General features: G+C 47.1%; 16 protein-coding genes. 7 read left to right on the forward strand and 9 right to left on the reverse strand.

What is annotated here, in order from left to right; all coding sequences use genetic code 11:
* From V6C93_RS15375 to V6C93_RS15385, 3 genes are all read right to left on the reverse strand, one after another.
* Nucleotides 1-457, reverse strand: a 457-nt coding sequence (locus V6C93_RS15375) for a cytochrome c oxidase subunit II transmembrane domain-containing protein (RefSeq protein ID WP_333477541.1), incomplete at its 3' end; no start/stop codon positions are given.
* Between the two features lie 238 nt (nt 458-695).
* Nucleotides 696-1,301 carry a DUF2231 domain-containing protein gene (locus V6C93_RS15380; protein WP_333477542.1) on the reverse strand — a complete coding sequence of 202 codons (606 nt, stop codon included), beginning with the start codon at nt 1,299-1,301 and terminating at the stop codon, nt 696-698.
* Nucleotides 1,301-1,792: a DUF2231 domain-containing protein gene (locus V6C93_RS15385; protein ID WP_333477543.1), complete on the reverse strand. Its 492-nt coding sequence runs from the start codon at nt 1,790-1,792 to the stop codon at nt 1,301-1,303. The genes V6C93_RS15380 and V6C93_RS15385 overlap by 1 nt, the downstream gene beginning before the upstream one ends.
* Before the next feature lie 490 nt (nt 1,793-2,282).
* On the opposite strand from V6C93_RS15385, the gene V6C93_RS15390 reads away from it, so the two are divergent.
* Both V6C93_RS15390 and V6C93_RS15395 read left to right on the forward strand, forming a co-directional pair.
* Entirely contained in the window at nt 2,283-3,095 is an 813-nt protein-coding gene (locus tag V6C93_RS15390; RefSeq protein ID WP_333477544.1) for an SDR family oxidoreductase, read from the forward strand.
* Nucleotides 3,096-3,275: 180 nt separating this feature from the next.
* Entirely contained in the window at nt 3,276-5,402 is a 2,127-nt protein-coding gene (locus V6C93_RS15395; RefSeq protein WP_333477545.1) for a glycogen debranching N-terminal domain-containing protein, read from the forward strand.
* Nucleotides 5,403-5,539: 137 nt separating this feature from the next.
* Here V6C93_RS15395 and V6C93_RS15400 read toward each other — a convergent pair whose 3' ends face one another.
* Nucleotides 5,540-6,409: a methyltransferase domain-containing protein gene (locus V6C93_RS15400; protein WP_333477546.1), complete on the reverse strand. Its 870-nt coding sequence runs from the start codon at nt 6,407-6,409 to the stop codon at nt 5,540-5,542.
* Nucleotides 6,410-6,709: 300 nt separating this feature from the next.
* Here V6C93_RS15400 and V6C93_RS15405 point away from each other — a divergent pair, with 300 nt between their 5' ends.
* Both V6C93_RS15405 and V6C93_RS15410 read left to right on the forward strand, forming a co-directional pair.
* Nucleotides 6,710-8,044: a TrkH family potassium uptake protein gene (locus V6C93_RS15405; protein WP_333477547.1), complete on the forward strand. Its 1,335-nt coding sequence runs from the start codon at nt 6,710-6,712 to the stop codon at nt 8,042-8,044.
* Between the two features lie 215 nt (nt 8,045-8,259).
* Nucleotides 8,260-8,955, forward strand: a complete 696-nt coding sequence (locus tag V6C93_RS15410; protein ID WP_333477548.1) for a TrkA family potassium uptake protein — start codon at nt 8,260-8,262, stop codon at nt 8,953-8,955.
* Here V6C93_RS15410 and V6C93_RS15415 read toward each other — a convergent pair.
* Together V6C93_RS15415 and queA are read right to left on the reverse strand one after the other, a co-directional pair.
* Complete coding sequence (locus V6C93_RS15415; protein ID WP_333477549.1) at nt 8,944-10,317, reverse strand: tetratricopeptide repeat protein; 1,374 nt, start codon at nt 10,315-10,317, stop codon at nt 8,944-8,946. The two genes, V6C93_RS15410 and V6C93_RS15415, sit on opposite strands and share 12 nt — an antisense overlap.
* Nucleotides 10,318-10,436: 119 nt before the next feature.
* On the reverse strand, nt 10,437-11,654 hold the full coding sequence (gene queA / locus V6C93_RS15420; protein WP_333477550.1) for a tRNA preQ1(34) S-adenosylmethionine ribosyltransferase-isomerase QueA: 1,218 nt from the start codon (nt 11,652-11,654) through the stop codon (nt 10,437-10,439).
* 184 nt (nt 11,655-11,838) lie between these two features.
* Between queA and V6C93_RS15425 the strand changes: the two genes are divergently transcribed.
* Nucleotides 11,839-12,228, forward strand: a complete 390-nt coding sequence (locus V6C93_RS15425; protein WP_333477551.1) for a hypothetical protein — start codon at nt 11,839-11,841, stop codon at nt 12,226-12,228.
* Nucleotides 12,229-12,326: 98 nt separating this feature from the next.
* Here V6C93_RS15425 and V6C93_RS15430 read toward each other — a convergent pair whose 3' ends face one another.
* Complete coding sequence (locus V6C93_RS15430; RefSeq protein ID WP_333477552.1) at nt 12,327-12,962, reverse strand: YraN family protein; 636 nt, start codon at nt 12,960-12,962, stop codon at nt 12,327-12,329.
* Between the two features lie 83 nt (nt 12,963-13,045).
* On the opposite strand from V6C93_RS15430, the gene V6C93_RS15435 reads away from it, so the two are divergent.
* Both V6C93_RS15435 and V6C93_RS15440 read left to right on the forward strand, forming a co-directional pair.
* Nucleotides 13,046-13,555, forward strand: a complete 510-nt coding sequence (locus V6C93_RS15435) for a pentapeptide repeat-containing protein (protein WP_349262722.1) — start codon at nt 13,046-13,048, stop codon at nt 13,553-13,555.
* A 112-nt stretch (nt 13,556-13,667) separates the two neighbouring features.
* Nucleotides 13,668-14,954 carry a plasmid pRiA4b ORF-3 family protein gene (locus tag V6C93_RS15440; protein ID WP_333477554.1) on the forward strand — a complete coding sequence of 429 codons (1,287 nt, stop codon included), beginning with the start codon at nt 13,668-13,670 and terminating at the stop codon, nt 14,952-14,954.
* Nucleotides 14,955-15,162: 208 nt separating this feature from the next.
* Here the strand turns inward: V6C93_RS15440 and dnaG are convergent, their stop codons facing one another.
* Both dnaG and V6C93_RS38265 read right to left on the reverse strand, forming a co-directional pair.
* Nucleotides 15,163-17,154: a DNA primase gene (gene dnaG, locus V6C93_RS15445; RefSeq protein ID WP_333477555.1), complete on the reverse strand. Its 1,992-nt coding sequence runs from the start codon at nt 17,152-17,154 to the stop codon at nt 15,163-15,165.
* A gap of 70 nt (nt 17,155-17,224) precedes the next feature.
* A partial coding sequence (locus tag V6C93_RS38265) for a CHAT domain-containing protein (protein ID WP_349262723.1) occupies nt 17,225-17,357 on the reverse strand: 133 nt, incomplete at its 5' end.

Here is a 17,357-nt window from a genome sequence, read left to right on the forward strand (position 1 = left end):
TAGACTTGTTCTCAGAGGTCGGTTTTCCACCGCTATCAACACCCTCAGCATAGGCAGGTTCTTCCATCGGTATATGCATGACGATTGGGGTCAAACCTTGAATGTTTAATTGCTGATAAATCGTGTTGCTTTGGATCGCGATCCATAACACCAGCCCAATGGGTACCACCGTCCAAAGAGCCTCTATTTTCCAATCTCCCCTAGCAGGATGACCGTGACTGAAGTCTCCTTTAGGTGCCCGATAAAAGAGGATTGAATACCCGATAACAACGGCAATGCCTAGAAAGATGAACGCTCCAACTGCAACTAGGAAGCTAAACAAATCGTCAACATGTTTTGCTTCAGCCGTGCCCTGACTAGGCATCCAGGAATACGCCTGCTGCCCAAGCCATTTGCTGGCGATGATATCCACTGCTATAACAATAGCCACTAGCACAGATTCTAAAACGGTCAGCATAAAAACTTCTGTAATCTCGATACTTCTGGTGCTTCTGGCTAATACAAAAAGGTAGAAGGCAGAAGGCAGAGGGCAGAAGGTAGTCCCAATGAAAAAATTTCACCGCCATGAATGAAAGTGGTATTTCCCATTCCCCACTCCCCACTCCCCACTCCCCATTTTCAAGTCAGAAAAGCTTATAATTTCTACTTTTGACTCTGTTGTTAACTGGTCACTTATTTCCACCATGTTGCACTAATTACTTAAGCAGCACGTCGGGGTTTTTGCCCTGCCGGAGTAAGTCGGCAGCAGTATTGTGGATTCCGAAATCCGCTCCTAATTGCGCTCCCAATGTCCCGTGTATGTATAGGATTCCTAAAAGCACAATGCCTACTCCCAAGTAGCTCCACTGAACCTGTCTGCGAGCCTCACTGCGCCAGCGATAGCGCTGAAGCCCTCTCCAAACGGTCATGGCAACGATCGCTCCGAACAGAAAAACTCCACCCAACCCATGCAAAATCATGGTTGGAGCAGCCCCCAACCCCCAACTACTCTTGACATCAGTTGGCGGATCTGCGAGCATCATCTCGAAAAAGCCTGCCCCTACAGTGAACAAGGTGATAATTGCTGCGGCTAGCAGGTTATACCAGCCGACATCGTAGAAGCCAGAACGAAGAGCAGTCAGAGACAAAAATTTGAAGATTGGGCGTTCTAAAGGAAAAAGAGTTCCTGCGATATCAAAAATAATGGCAATGATGAACAGACCCAGCGTAAAATGCACCAAATTTGGATGCATGGGGAATTCATAAGGTAGCCTGTTGGCTCCCACTTTGAACCACAACTGCTCGATAAGTTGCGAGTTCATTACAAACCACCCCTTTTCATCGCTTCAACGACTGGCTCTACATGTAACCCGTATACCCAAACCAATCGGCTTCCAAGAATGGTTTGGAAGGACACCAAGCAAATTAAAAACGTTGCTACCCCCAAGTAAACAGGTGGTACCTTCAATGGATCGCGGTTGCGAATCACAAAGCGCCAAGCTGTAACCGCAACAACGATCGCAGAAAGCGACCAGCCCGTGATTGTGTGCAAATCCAGCACTGGCTTCGCTGCTTCGTAGGGATTCGCCAGACCTGCTTCAAACTGACCGAAGATGACGGCTAGAAATATGCAGACCGAGGCGACAAACATATTCCAGAAACTCACTTCAAACAAACGGTGATTGCGGGTAAAGTAGCCGACCAGGTCGCAGAAGAAGGAAAAAAATACCATTGCAATCACGAAGTGGACGATGATCGGATGAATGGGATCGGGGTACGGTAGATTCGCGTTATTTAGAGGCAGAGCAGGCACCACTTTCTCCTTACGCTAAAAAGACTCGCGATCGCTTCTGATAGCAACACTTAAATTGCGTTTATTCATAAAGTTTTAGTTTCTTCTATTTGTATTTGCTTAGAAAATGAAAAAATATGAATCTACCTTTAGAGTGATATAGGGAAAATACCCTAATAACTTGCTTAACTTGTATTAAATTTATATTTTTTAAAACTTTTTTTGCCTCTAGCAACATAGAAAATACACAGGTTTGACACAGCAATGACAAATGTATGTGTTCCCTAAGTTTAGCCTAATTTATAAATTTTGTGAAACGCTGGTAGGCTTTGTTCGGAGAAGATTTGGACTTCTGAAAAATTAAAATTGATTCAAATTTATAGAATTATGAAATCAGCATTAAATTTCGCTATTCCTTTATAAATATCACGGTCACTCCTCCATTAGGGAGAAGCGCTCGCTCTACATAAATTCCTAAAGTAAGCACAGAAATAGTTGATGAGGAAACATCATGAGCTATTCCCCTTATCTACTTAAAGGGCAAAAATCCCTCGTGACAGGTGCAAGTTCTGGTATCGGTGAAGCCATCGCTCGCTGTTTAGCAGAGGCGGGTGCATCAGTCGTAGTCAATTACCACTCTGAAGCTGAGGAAGCTCGCAAAATTGTGGACGATATTGTATCTGCCGGTGGAGATGCGATCGCAATTCAAGCGAATGTCAGCAAAGAAGACGATGTGAAGGCAATGTTCTCTCAAATGTTCAAAGAGTTCGGCACCATTGATATCTTAGTGAATAACGCAGGTCTGCAAAAAGATTCAGCGTTTGTAGACATGACCCTCGACCACTGGAACTTAGTTATTGGAGTGAACCTAACTGGGCAATTTTTATGTGCCCGCGAAGCAGCAAAGGAATTCTTGCGCCGAGGTGTGCAACCTCGTGTCTCTAGCGCAGCCGGAAAAATCATCTGCATGAGTTCGGTGCATCAGGTGATACCTTGGGCAGGACACGTTAACTATGCGGCGAGTAAAGGCGGGATTGACATGATGATGCGGAGTATCGCCCAAGAACTTGCTCCCCACAAAATTCGCGTCAATAGCATTGCACCCGGTGCTATTAAAACTCCAATCAATAAAGCAGCTTGGGACACGCCGGAAGCCGAAGCGAAATTACTTACACTCATTCCTGCAAAACGTGTCGGAGACGTAGAAGACATCGCCAAAGCAGCTGTTTGGCTTGCCTCCGATGACTCGGATTATGTTAATGGTGCAACTCTATTTGTAGACGGCGGCATGACTCTCTATCCAGGGTTCGCCACGGGGGGCTAGGGTGTGTTTTCAAACTTCGCCGTCAGATTTAGATCCCCCCCAGCCCCCCTAAAAAAGGGGGGAGAATCTAGTCAAAGTCCCCCGTGATATCCAAAGCGCAGCATCTTCTGGCTTCCCCTTTTTAAGGGGGACGGGAGGGGGATCTCCGGCTTTGAAAACAATCCCTAAGTACTTAGAGTTATGCCAACAAAAGTTTCCGTTAATTCTGGGCAAATTGCTATTAATGATGGCTCCACGTTTCTCGTCACCGCATCCGATGGTTCGATTGACGACAATCTTGCCCAAGGTTTTTTCGTAGAAGATACGCGCTTAATCTCCTACTACGAGATTTCGCTCAACCGCTATCAACTTCTACTATTAGTCTCCAGCATTCTGACTCATCACAGCGCCCTCTACCAATTTACCAACCCAGCCTTTCGGACAGTACACGGAATATTACCTTACGGGCGGTTGATGGTGACGATACGACGCGACATTGTTGGAGGTATGCATGAAGATATTGACATTACTAATCATCACCAAGAACCCGTTGAGTTTGAATTAATGTTAGCTATTCGCTCAGATTTTGCTGACATCTTTGAAGTCAAGGGGCAGCAAATCTTGACACGCGGCGAGACAGAAACGACATGGCAGGACGGCATACTGACTACTGAGTACTGTAATGGCTCGTTCCGCAGAAGCCTAATCACTCAGCCAGCTTGTTTCGATGCCAAACCCCGTTATGCCAATGGTCGTCTCTTTTTTGATGTTGTTATCGAGCCAGGTAAGACGTGGCATACTTGTATCAACTTTACAGCCATAGCGAATGAGGATGTACTCAAACCTCAACATACCTGCACCCAACCCCATGAAACCGAAGCCGGAAAAGTCAGGGATGACTTCCTCAATCAAGCGACAAAGCTGCATTCATCCAATGCGGAGATTACAGCCTACTACCAGCAAGCACTCGTGGATATGGGCGCACTGCGAATTAAGGTAGAGGACAATGAGCAGCACTTTTGGATGCCTGCGGCTGGTATTCCGTGGTTTGTTGCAGTCTTCGGACGCGACTCTGTTACTGTAAGCTTGCAAACGATGACGGTTTATCACGAGTTTGCTCGTGGTACCTTAATTAGATTGGCACAGTTACAAGCAACAGAGGTTGATGACTGGCGCGATGCTCAACCGGGTAAAATGCTGCACGAACTGCGTCGTGATGAATTAACCCAACTGCATGAACTCCCTTACACCCCTTACTACGGCACGGTAGATACCACCATCCTTTGGATTATTACCCTAGCTGAAGCCTATTGCTGGAATGCTGACCGAGCTATGCTCCAAGAGTGCCGATCGCCTCTTGAAAAAGCATTAACCTGGATTGATAAATACGGCGATTTTGATGATGACGGGTTTGTCGAATATTTAACCCGTTCTCCCAAGGGATTGCGGAATCAAGGTTGGAAAGATTCGGGCGACTCGATGGTTTACCCGGATGGTAGTTTAGTCGATCCGCCCATTGCGCTGTGTGAGGTGCAGGGCTATGTCTACGATGCTTGGTTACGTGCTGCTGATATCTATCAGGTGTGGGGAGAGGACAATCAAGCGAAGTCACTGCGCCAGAAAGCTAGCGATTTGTATCAACGGTTTAACGATCGCTTTTGGATGGAGGATGAGGGCTTTTACTGTCTGGGCTTAGACAACAAAAAGCAGCAAATCCAATCAATTACCTCAAATCCCGGTCATCTGCTTTGGTCTGGTATTGTACCGAAAGAACGAGCCGAAAAGCTGGTTGAGCGACTTTTTCAAAACGATCTGTGGTGTGGTTGGGGAGTAAGGACTCTCTCAGCGAATAACCCCGCCTATAACCCAATTAGTTATCAACTCGGAAGCGTTTGGCCTCATGATAATTCATCCATTGCTGCTGGACTAAAGCGCTATGGTTATCACAACCAAGCCAATCGCATTGCTGAAGGAATTTTTGCCGCTGCCAGTTACTTTGAGGCGGGACGGATGCCAGAACTATTTGGGGGAATTGAACGCCAACCCGATAGTTTTCCTGTACCCTATCCAGATGCCAATATTCCCCAAGCTTGGGCAGCGGGTTCGATTTTCTTGCTCATCCGGACTATGCTTGGGCTGCAAGCTAATGCACCTCAGAAACGGTTACGAGTGCAGCCATCACTGCCAGAATGGTTACCTGATTTGGAATTAACCAATCTGAGGGTAGGAGATGCAACGGTGGGATTGCACTTCTGGCGGGAGGGTGAGCAAACACGGTGGAAAGTCACTCACTTGGAGGGTGAACTACAAGTGGAAGCTGAGCATTGAGGAAGCTTTTCGGTACATTTTCCCTGATCTTGGTACAAGGATTTTGTAGGATCTGACCAGATTTCCTGGGAGCTGAACAACTTTCAATACCGCTCGAACTATTGAGAGCTAACGGTTTCCGCTTTTTGCAGCAAAGCCTATTTATGGGCACAAAGCAACCCGAACCGAATCAAACCTCGCTGATAACCTCGACTCATCAACCCTAAGGACAAAGCGGCTTCTATCGTACTCCAGCCGCTTTGGAGTAAGCCCAAAATCGCTTTAGGCTCGAAGGCGGAATCAATCACGATATCCCAGAAGGGGGCGACAGCATCCGACCAATCTGCCGTGCCAATGTTTTGGAAGGAGAGACTACGCGCGATCGCTTCATACTCTGGCAGCGAAATTACATAGGGCAAGCAATAAACTCGGTAAATTTCCGCCAAATGCTGCCGTTCATCACTTGTTAACTCTCCCGTGGCTGGCGTGATGGGGCGATGACACCACGTTGCCATCAGGAATGCTCCGCCTGGTTTGAGCACCCGGTAACACTCCTGAAGGAACTTCGTTTTATCTGGCATGTGTTCCCCACTCTCCATCGACCACACAAAATCAAATGTGTCATCGGCAAAGGGCATATCTAGGGCATCCGCTACCTCGAACTGAACCTCATTAGCTAAACCCGCTTCCTGTGCGCGTGCGATCGCTCTTGAGGCTTGCACTGGACTTAGGGTAATTCCGACAGCACGAGCATTGAACTTTTGTGCTAGGTAAAGTGAACTGCCGCCAATGCCACAACCGACATCCAGGATTTGTGGGCAATCCCCTGTGATTGTCCCTACCTGGCGTATCCCTGCCCAGTTGAGCATTTCCTCAATCAATTCAATTTGTGCCTGACGACGGTCTTTTTTCTCTTTGCCAGTAGAACCGTAGTAACCGTGGTGCATGTGTTCGCCCCACACCTGTTCCCACAAACCGGAAGAGGCGTCATAAAATTGCTGAATTTGGCGCTTGAGAGTAGAAGTCATCTGAAGTATAAAGTGTGTTAGCAAAGCGGCGCGTTAGCGCAGTATGAAGTAGGGAATACTTCCTAGGGTATGAGACTCCAACCCATGCTTGATTTTAATTAAGTGGGTGGGAGTGCAAATTTTTTCTAATTGGGATGAAGTCTGTTTTTTTCTGCCATACTTCATTTTTAGCCTTTATATATATATATCTTAAATTAAGAGTTTTAATAAAACTCTTAATTTATAACTTCTTGGAGCTATAAATTAGCTAAATTGGTGTAATTATAATATACAATAATTGTTCTATTTCACCATTCGTCTGTGACCATTTCGCGAACTGTTTGTCTCGGATTCCTTGCGGTGATTGCCGTAGGCACATTTTTACTGATGCTGCCTATTTCAACCAGTAGTGGGACTTGGAATGACCCGCTTGTCGCTCTGTTTACGACAACTTCTGCTGTTTGTGTAACTGGTCATATCGTTGTTGATACCGGCAGCCATTTTTCCTTCTGGGGTCAGCTGTTTATCCTCATGTTGGTTCAGATTGGAGGGCTGGGCTATATGACCACAACAACCTTTCTCATCCTCCTCATCGGTTATCGATTTGAATTGAGGCATAAAAGGGGAATTCAAGAAGAATTGTCTCGACCAGGTCTGGAGAATAGCGCCCAACTCATCCGCTCTATCATTGCTACCGTAATGATTTTTGAAATTACGGGCATTTTTCTGATGCTACCCGTGTTTGCTTCAGCTCATGGACTCAGTTATGGCCTTTGGTTGTCAATTTTTCATAGTGTTAGCGCATGGAACAACGCCGGATTTAGTCTGTTTCAGGATAATCTAATCGGCTATCAGTCTTCATTTATAGTCACCATGACCATTACATCTCTAATTATCTTTGGAGGGATTGGATATCAGGTGATTATTGAAACGTACTTGTGGCTGCGCGATCGCTTTCGTAAAGACCCTAAACGGATTAACTTATCTCTTAACTTTAAAGTTGCTACAAGTACAACAATCGTACTTTTGATCGCTGGAACCATTGCATTTTTCATGACAGAATTACATAATCCTGAAACTCTAGGTTCTCTCAACTTTAAAGATAAATTACTGACGTCATGGTTTCAAGCTGTTGTGCCCAGAACGGCTGGCTTTAATTCCCTAGATTACAGCAAGATGACGACAGCTGCTTTATTTCTCACGATTGGTCTGATGTTTATGGGAGGTAGTCCCGGTGGTACAGCAGGCGGTATAAAAACAACAACCCTACGAGTCTTAACCAGTTGTACAAGATCGATTTTACAAGGGAAAGAGGAAGTCCAGCTGTATGAGCGTCAGATCGCTATTCCTCTTGTTTTAAAAGCGGTTGGTGTTTTGTTGGGTTCAGCCACTACGGTGATTATCGCAACTATATTAATTACCCTTACCGATCCAAACGTCGAGTTTATTCGCATCTTATTTGAGGTCGTATCAGCGTTTGCCACAGTAGGTCTTTCCACAGGTATTACTGCTGGTCTATCAGTGGTGGCAAAACTTGTTTTGGTGGCGACCATGTACATCGGACGGGTGGGCGTTTTACTATTAATGACAGCGCTTTTGGGAGACCCTCGTCCCAGCCGAGTTCACTATCCAGAAGAGAATTTACTGGTGGGGTAGTGAATGGTTAGAAGGTTGAATGTTAGAAGGTTGAATGTTAGAAGGCAACAATCGCCTTTCCTGACTAACCTTCAACTTAATAAATTGCCAAATTTCATTTCCTAATCCTAATTGCCAATCTCTTGCTAGCCTGGATTAAGAACTATTAACAGCATGAGTCAGTTCATTCCAGTGCTGCTACTCAGCTACACCTAGATGAAAGAAAGGAAAACGGTGTGAAGTTGTCATCTTTGAAGTTCTTTCGGAATCTGCGCCGAGACAACAAACAATATGCGGTCATCGGGTTAGGACGTTTTGGTCGGGCTGTTTGCTCATCACTACATCGACTAGGCTATGAAGTACTGGGAACAGATATTGATGAGAAACTCGTTGCTCAAGCTTTGACTGATCAGATCGTTTCTCATGCTGTGCAGTTGGACTCAACTGAACCGGCGGCACTCAAAGAAGCAGGAATTTTTGAATTTGACACGGTAATTATTGCTATTGGTAACTATTTACAAGAAAGTATTGTTACTACCCTGAATGTGAAGGAAGCCAGGGTTCCTCACGTCGTGGCTAAAGCTTCCTCAGAAGTTCACGGCAAACTGTTGCAGCGAGTGGGAGCCGATCATGTGGTTTTTCCAGAGTATGAAGCCGGTTGCGCTCTGGCGAGATTGCTGACGCAACCGTCAATACTAGAACGCTTTGAGCTCGATCCCAATAACAGTATTGTGGAAGTGTTAGTGCCAGAAGAATTTCATGGCAAAACGGTTACGGAACTGGAGCTACGTAACCGTTTTGGAGTGAATTTACTGGCGATTGGCCAGAACGATCAGTTTGAGATTAACCCCGACCCCAACAAACGCCTGTATAAGGGTTTAGCGATGGTGATCATTGGCTCGAATCAAGACATCGATCGCTTACCGATTTAACTGCTCCTGATTGAAAGGAACAAGGCGAGGTAAGCTACGCTGTTGAGGCGCAACCGCAGGGGGTTGTGTCAGTGGTTGTGTCGGTTGTCTGGGGGGTAACATCCTAGGACTTTGCAGCGGTTGGGTAGGACTTTGCAGCGGTGGGGTCAGAGATGGGATGGTCGGTTGTGCCGCTAGCTTTTGCATATACTGGTCAACCTCGTCTATTTTCTGCAAATTGCCTTGGGAGGAGTATAAGTTTTTGGCTTGCAGTAAAAACGACATCGCTTCAGCTCGCCGTTGAGACTGTTCTAGGGATACACCCAGATTAAAGAAGGCATCTGGCATGTTGGGGTTGAGGAGAATGGCTTGCTGATATTGTGCGATCGCTTCTGGATATTTCTTGAGTTGCTGTAGTCCTACAGCCAAGTTGTAGTGTGCCATTACGTCGTTGGGTTCGAGGCGCACCACCGTTTGGAGAGCCGCTACCGCTGGCTCATACTGACGCGCTTTAAGCTGTGCTGACCCTTGGCGTCGATAGGCATCGACATTGTTGGGTTCAAGACTGGTTACCCAGGCAAATCGATCGCCTGCTTCCTCAAAATCCCCTCGCTCTGCCAAAACCATCCCTAGTTGGTACTGAGCTTTAGCAAATTTCGGGTCAAGTTTGGTTACTGTCCTGAGCGAGTCTTCGGCTTCCTTCCAACGGCTTTGCTGGGCTAGCAGTACCCCCAACTGATAGTGTCCTTCAATTAAGTCAGGATTGAGGGCAACAGCTTTTTGGAAGGCTGAAATGGCGGGTTCTGTTTGATTTTGCCTGACCAAAAGCAGTCCCATATTATAGGGAGCCGCTGCATTGTTGGGGTTGAGCGCGATCGCTTTTGTGTACTCTGCGATCGCATCTTGCGTCCTACCTTGAGACTCCAATGCCAAAGCCATGTTATAGCGAGCTTCTGGGATATTGGATTTGAGAGAAAGCGCCCTTTGATACTGGCTAATTGCCCCTGTCACGTTTCCTTGGCGATACATCGCCAAGCCCATGTTGTAGTAAGCCTCTGCCAGATTCGGGTCAAGCGCAAGGGCACGTTGGTATTGATCTGTTGCCAGCTCGGTTTTACCTTGCTGGAACAGAGAATTGCCCAACAAATAATAGGCCATTGGAATAAACGGGTCGAATTGCAGCGCTTTGCGCAACGCTTTTTCGGCCCCTTCAAAGTCGCTGCGATTATAGAGGGTTAATCCGACTTGAAAAGAAGAAGCGGCCTCAAGATTCTCACTGTATAGACCTTCGACCTGCTGAGCAAAGGCAGGACTGGCACTGGTCAAACCGAGACTAATAAGAGCGGCGGCAAGCAGCGGTATCCGTTGGAGATGTTTGAACATAGGTAGAAGACCGTCAACTGTGGCTATTAGCTGTGAGTATCAATTTTTACTCAGATTTTAATCGCTCGGACAACAAGCACGCAGGGCGAAGAAAGGAATGTACTAGCATACCATTTCGGCTAATTCATCCTATCTGTCGCGGAGGGCAAAATTAGCATGGCATCCCCGAAAGAATAAAAGCGGTAATCATGAGCGATCGCATCTTGGTACAAGTCCAGCAATCGCTGACGCCCTATCATCGCACCCACTAGCATCAACAAACTGGAGCGGGGCAAGTGGAAATTGGTAATCAACCCATCCACCACCCGCCACTGATAGCCGGGATAGATGAACAACTGTGTCTTACCCGAAAACGGCTGCAATTCTCCACCCGCCGCCGCTCCCTCCAAAGCGCGTACCACCGTTGTTCCTACTGCAATTACCCGACCGCCTGAGGCTTTCGTCTCCTGAATCAGTTCTACCGTTGTTTGGGGGACGGCTAGCCACTCTCCATGCATGGCGTGGTGGGTAATATCCTCTACTTCCACGGGTCGAAACGTCCCGATACCTACGTGTAGGGTTACAGATGCCTGCTTGATGCCCTGTTGCCTACACCGTTCGAGTAGCTCCGGTGTGAAGTGTAGCCCAGCCGTTGGGGCTGCGATCGCACCAGGAATTTGAGCATAAACGGTCTGATACTGTTCGGGTAACGATTGGGTATCGGTGATGTAGGGGGGTAGGGGTACCTGACCGTACTGTACTAATAGCTCTTCAAAAGATTGCCCAGGGGGGACATCGAACTGCAAGAGACGCCCACTCGTCGCCTCATCCCTGGCTAAAACTGTGGCACTTAGAGGGGGGAGTGGGGGAGTCTCCCCACTATTTAACGAGTGGGTGGAGGATTCGGCTCCAGGGGGGTGCGGTTCAAACTCAATCTTGGCTCCAGGTTTAAGACGTCTACCCGGTTTTACCAGTGCTAACCAACAGTGCTTCTGTTGCTCCTCTAAAAGCAATATCTCCACCGGTGCCCCTGTAGATTTACGACCATAGAGTCGAGCCGGTATCACACGGGTATTATTAAGCACCAAGAGATCGCCGGGACGTAACAATGTTGGTAAATCGCGGAAAATGCGGTGAGTATGGTGAGTCGGTGACTCGACGACCAAAAGTCGCGAACAATCTCTGGGTTCGAGAGGGGTTTGAGCAATCCGCTCCTGGGGCAGTTCATAGTCATAACTAGAAAGCGATCGATCTATCTCGCTACTCTGGCTTAACCGTATGTCAGAGGCGGTGTTAGGCTTGAGAAGAGCCGCCGCCTCACTAGAAACATCAGAGCTTTGAGACTGAGCATCATCCATTGGATTAGTGTTTTTTCATTTCCTGTCAACCGTTATTTTACTGAGGGCATATTCCTCAAGTAGACACAAAATTGGGTAAAGTCCCCTATCTCATATCGGGGGCATTGACCCTACCCCCGTGACGACGCCTTTGCCACAATAGAAGGTATAGAACCTGCTTGGACTTTCAAGCCAAGAAACAACTATGGATTACCTCTACTTCCTGGGCAATGCCAGTCTCACTCTAAGAGTCGTTGAGTATTTGAACTCGATGCACCAACTGCCCGTTCAATCTATGACGGTGATTCATCAGATTGACGGCTGGGTCATCAAGGTCAAAATGAACGGGCCCTTAACTCCCCACCAGCATGGAGATTTTCGGGCGTACATGAACGAAATAGGGATTCCCTACGACCCCGAAATTCGTCTGCAAATGGCTCTTTGGAGCTTGGAGACAGGACAGTCCCCCATTGACGTTATGCGTCGCTACCAAGTTGCTGTCGTCTCTCATGGTAATCCTGATAAGAGTGATATTGAAGCCTTTCGCCAGCAGTTCACAATGGGGTTGGGATACTGCCCAGAAACTTTAGCCTAATTTAGCTGAACTGTTAGGAAGTCCCATCCTCACTAAAACTCCGGTATACTCGCATCCATTATCATCTTTCATCTTTGTTCTGTGAGGATAAGTGCCTTTTAGCCAAGTCCATCGAAGGCTGATGGGATGTAATCTTGTAAGACTAGTCGATAACCCGATCTGAATAGGGGTTGACCCAGCTGAAGGGGCGGAACTCGTATGCCGCTGTCAATCGTTGTGGGCAAAGAAGGCGAATTGGCAGGCTGCTCTGAAGCAGGCGTTGGGTTAACCGGATGTGAACGTTGGGAGACACGTCGGTAGCTAACGAGGGCAACATCAAAGCGACAGGGAAGATTTGCCAAATTGGGGTGTTCAGCTAAGAAGAGTTGGGCTGTATGCCAGAGTTTAGCTTGCTTTTGCGGTGTAATAGCCAGTCGTCCATCTGCATCCCAGTTTCCAGAGGAACGAGTTTTAACTTCGACAAATGCTAATAGAGGTGAGGAAGACGGAGAAGGATAGACTTTTCGGTTCGTTTCAAGGTTTGGTAAGGACTTCTTCTGTTCCCCCTCTGCGGGTATCTCCCTCTCTTGTTGTTGGGCAATCAAATCTATCTCTCCCCAGCGGCAACGCCAACGATAATGTAGGATTGCCCAGCTTTGTGTTTCTAGCCACTCAGCGACTAGCTGTTCTCCCAATTCACCTACATTAGGTTTGGGGTTTTGAGGTGCACCGATGTGGTCAGGCCGTAAGCTCACCGAGGTTGCTTGCTGGTAAGATTAATGTGGTCGTTCATGGAAATTGTTCGCCAATACTCAATTTTTTCGTGGCTCAAACCAGTATGATTCGTCGGCAAGGTCTGCCTCTTCCAGCTATTTTTTTGAGTTTAGTTGTCTTTTTGCTTGCTGGTGCATGGATGTTCGCAGCGATCGCAACGCCTGCTCTAGCCTTAGATTACAACAAAGAAATTTTAATTGGTGAAGATTTCTCAGGACGCGACCTCACCGATTCAAGCTTTACCAAAGCCAATCTCCGCAGCAGTAACTTTAGCAATTCTAATTTAGAGGGCGTCAGTTTCTTTAGCGCTAATCTAGAATCGGCCAACTTTGAGGGCGCGAATCTCCGCAACGCAACCTTAGACACGGCTCGTTTAACCAAGGCGAGTTTAAAGAATGCCGTTTTAGAGGGAGCATTTGCCTTTAATACCAAGTTTGATGGTGCAATGATTGAAGGGGCTGATTTTACAGATGTCCTGTTTCGCCAGGATGTGCAAAAACAGCTGTGTAATGTTGCTAGTGGCACTAATCCTACAACTGGACGCGACACCCGCGACACTTTGTTCTGTGATTAGGTTTGACCTTAATGGAGGGGGCATCCCGTTTTTGCACATATACCTCCCTAGAGAGCCGCTTCAGTAGAAGGAGTTGATAAATCAGCCGAAATAGAGGCATTGAATCAGGGCTATGCAAAACCTCTTCTCACAGCTTTACTCCCAAGTACTCGCCCCGGAAATTCCTCCCCTAACCGAGGAATACCAACAGCTACTTCAGCAACTTGCCATTGATGAAAATAGCCCTGGTACTATTCTGCGTGACTTTCAAACCCTGCTAGACTTCCTGCACCCCAACGGCACTGAAGTTAGTGGGATTCACAACCTCTTTCCCCTCAAATCCCTACCCGAACTCAACGCCCGTTTGAGTCATCCCATCGAAACCAATCTCAAACGCCCTCAACAAAAGTCCTACCCCTACATCAACGGACTCTATTTGTTATTACGCGCCTGTGGGCTATCTCAAGTCAAACACCTTGGGAAAAAACAAACCCTGGTTTTGGACGGAGCCGTACTCCAATCCTGGACAAAACTTAACCCCACCGAACGCTATTTCACTCTCCTGGAAGCTTGGATGATTTGGGGAAATGAAGAAATCTTAGGAGAACGATACGACCCAACGGGGAACCTGTTCAAATGCTTGAACTTTTGGGGAAGGATTCCCGACAAAGGCTTAAAGATTGCCAAATATACCGACCAAAACAACCTCTCCTATTATCCAGGAATTCACAACATCGCCCTTCTCGATTTATTTGGCTTCCTATCCGTGCAATCGGGAAAACCAGAAGCTGGAAAAGGATGGCGCATTACCCGTTTACAACGCTTGCCGTTTGGTGATGCTATGCTGCGGTTGTTATTTGCAATTTATGGGAAACAAGGCTTTGTCTGGGAGTCTCAGGGTAACGTCAATGTTACTTTCGGAGAATTACAAACCCATTTTAAACCTTTCTTTCCCGAATGGAAAAATAACTTAGTCCTGACTAGCAGCAGTGAATTCACCGAGGGAATTTATATCTTTAAAGTGTCCCTCGCCAAAGCTTGGCGGCGCATCGCCATTCCCGCCCAACTAGACTTAGACTGGTTAAGCAATAGTATCTTGGATGCCTTTGACTTTGACAGCGACCATTTGTACGAATTTCGTTATAAAGACCGCTTTGGTCGTAGCGGACAGATAAGTCATCCCTACTGTGAAGAATCTCCTTCAACAACAGAAGTTCGTGTCGGTGAATTGCCACTGCAACCCGGCGACAAGATGATATTTCTGTTTGATTTTGGTGATAACTGGGAATTTGACGTGCAACTGGAAGAAATTCAGCCGCCTAATACCAAAATCAAAAAGCCCAAGATTCTGAAAAAATATGGCGAAGCGCCTTCACAGTATTGGAGTGAAGAAGACGATTGGGAGGAAGAGGACGAATAGGAGGATTGATTGTTTATACCAATTCTCTGTAAACTTGCGCTTACTAATCGGTAATAAACGACTATATAGCGTTAGAGTTTCAGGCCATACGTTTGCGAAATATTAAGTGCTTTCTCTTGGATAATGGCTATTACAATAATGGATCAGCGCATGAGGAGCTAGAATTGCCGTGCCTCAAGACAAGATTTACATTAGTCTTAATTCATCTCTAGTTGCAGCGGTTGTTGAGAATGTCGGAGAGGTTGAACTGGCGTAGCTGATCGAGTTCCTGAATGCGTTGGTCTACCTTATAAAATTCTTCAGAGTAGTATTTCCAGCGTTCTGGTTCGGTAGCGGGATTCAGCTTCTGCCACTGTTCCAGGCAGTAACGCCGATGCTTTTCACAAGTTACTCTTTCTAGAGAGGCTGTAGCGGCTCGAATTAACAGGGGAGTACGAACCAAGTCTTCTTGTTTCTTTTCATCGAGATGCAATAGATGCGCGACTCGAGCCATCTCCTCAGGGAATTCAATACTGCGCTCTTGCAACAGCGAGATCAGGGGGTCAACGGTTTGGGGAGATGCCTGAACCACGAATTGCAGTTCTAAAATTTGCTGCCACAAAAATCGGTGATGTGAGAGGCTAAAAAGCAAATCTTGCGCTTCTATGGCGTCGATGATAGTCTGCCGATATTCAGGGCAGTGGAGGTAGATGAGCAAAAGTAAGGCTTCAGCTTCCTCTAAAAGGTGGCGTTCTCCCAAGACGGTAAATTTGAATTGGGAGTGGTTGTTCTCGTGTTTTTGCGATCGCTCCAAGGTTGATGCATTCGACAATCTCGGCGCTGATTTCCTGATGGAATGGGTGGTTGGCTTCTTCAGTTGAGCCTGCAAATTTTCGATGAATAGGGGTATGAGTTTGGTTTTGCCGCGACTGAGCAGTTGGGCACAGTGGTTGATGTAATAGCTACGCTGGTTGATATCCTCTAATTGGTTGAGTAACTTCACCATGCTTTGAGCAACTTGCTGAAATTGGTCAGCTTGGTTGAGGTCGCGCTCACGCAGAAGTTGGTTAATCTGCCAATCTAGCCAGAGGGGTGCATTATTGACTAGCTGACTGTACTGTTCGGCAGCGTCAGTATGTGCTTTGAGGAATTCATCCGCATCTTTGCCATCGGGTAGATTGAGAATTCGGAGCTGGACTTGCCCACTGTAAGCTAGCGTGGCAATTTCTGCGATCGCTCGTTCCGATGCCTGAGTTCCAGCCGCGTCCGCATCAAAATTCAGGATAATCTGCTTGGATTCGCTGTAGCGTAGGAGTTGCTTCACCTGCGTTTGGCTGAGGGCAGTACCCAGTGAGGCTACCACATTCGTAATTCCAGCCGCATGAAGTGTAATCGCATCAAAATATCCTTCCACAACTACAGCTTTGTCTTGCTTTGCGATCGCGTCACGGGCTTTATCTAAAGCAAATAAGGTTTTGCCTTTATCAAATAGCGGGGTATCTGGAGAGTTGAGATACTTGGGTTGCTCATCCTTTAGGGTTCTGCCCCCAAAGCCAATGATTCGCCCTTGAGTGTCGTGGATGGGAATCATCAGGCGAGCACGGAAGCGATCGTAATAGCCCCTGCTCTCCTTACGAGGTGCAATCAATCCTGCTTGCTCCACCTGTTGCACAGGTTTGCCTTTGTGTTCAACCAGGTATCGGTAGATCGTTTCCCAACCCTCAGGTGCATACCCTAGCTGAAACTGCTGAATCGTTTCCTCCTCAAGACGCCGTTCAGATTTCAAATACTCCAGCGCCTGCTGTCCTTGAGGTTGCCGGAGAGCGTGTTGATAGAATGCGGTTGCTAACGCCAGAATTTCATAGAGTTGCTCTCGCAGTGACAACTGACGCTGCAATGACTCCCGTTGTTCGGGTTGCAGGGTTTTCACGGGTACCTGATAGCGCCGTGCCAAATCGAGGACAACGTCACTAAAGGAACGCTTCCCCACTTCCATCAAGAACTTAACCGCATTTCCACCCGCGTTGCAGCCAAAGCAGTAGTACATCTGCTTACTGGGACTGACGCTGAAACTGGGCGTCTTCTCGTCATGGAAGGGGCATAATCCTACATAGTCCTTTCCGCGCTTGCGTAAGACAACATGTTCTGACACAACATCATAGATGTCAGCTCGTTGTTTAACGTCCTCAATGGTGTCGGGATGCAGGCGGGGGATTTCCACTTCGTTGGTGAGTGAGGTTGATCAGAGTATCTCTAAGGGTAACTCTATAAGTTATAAGTGAAAGCCAACACTACTGAGCCTCACCAATCAGAGTAAAAGCCGCCCCATCTTTGGGGTTGGGGTTTTGTTTCATGGTTGTCAGCATCGCTTGTCGCAATGCTTGGGCTTTATCGGGGTGTTTCTGGAGATTTTGGTAAAATTCT

The organism is Allocoleopsis sp., assembly GCF_036703385.1.
Lineage (GTDB): Bacteria > Cyanobacteriota > Cyanobacteriia > Cyanobacteriales > Coleofasciculaceae > Allocoleopsis.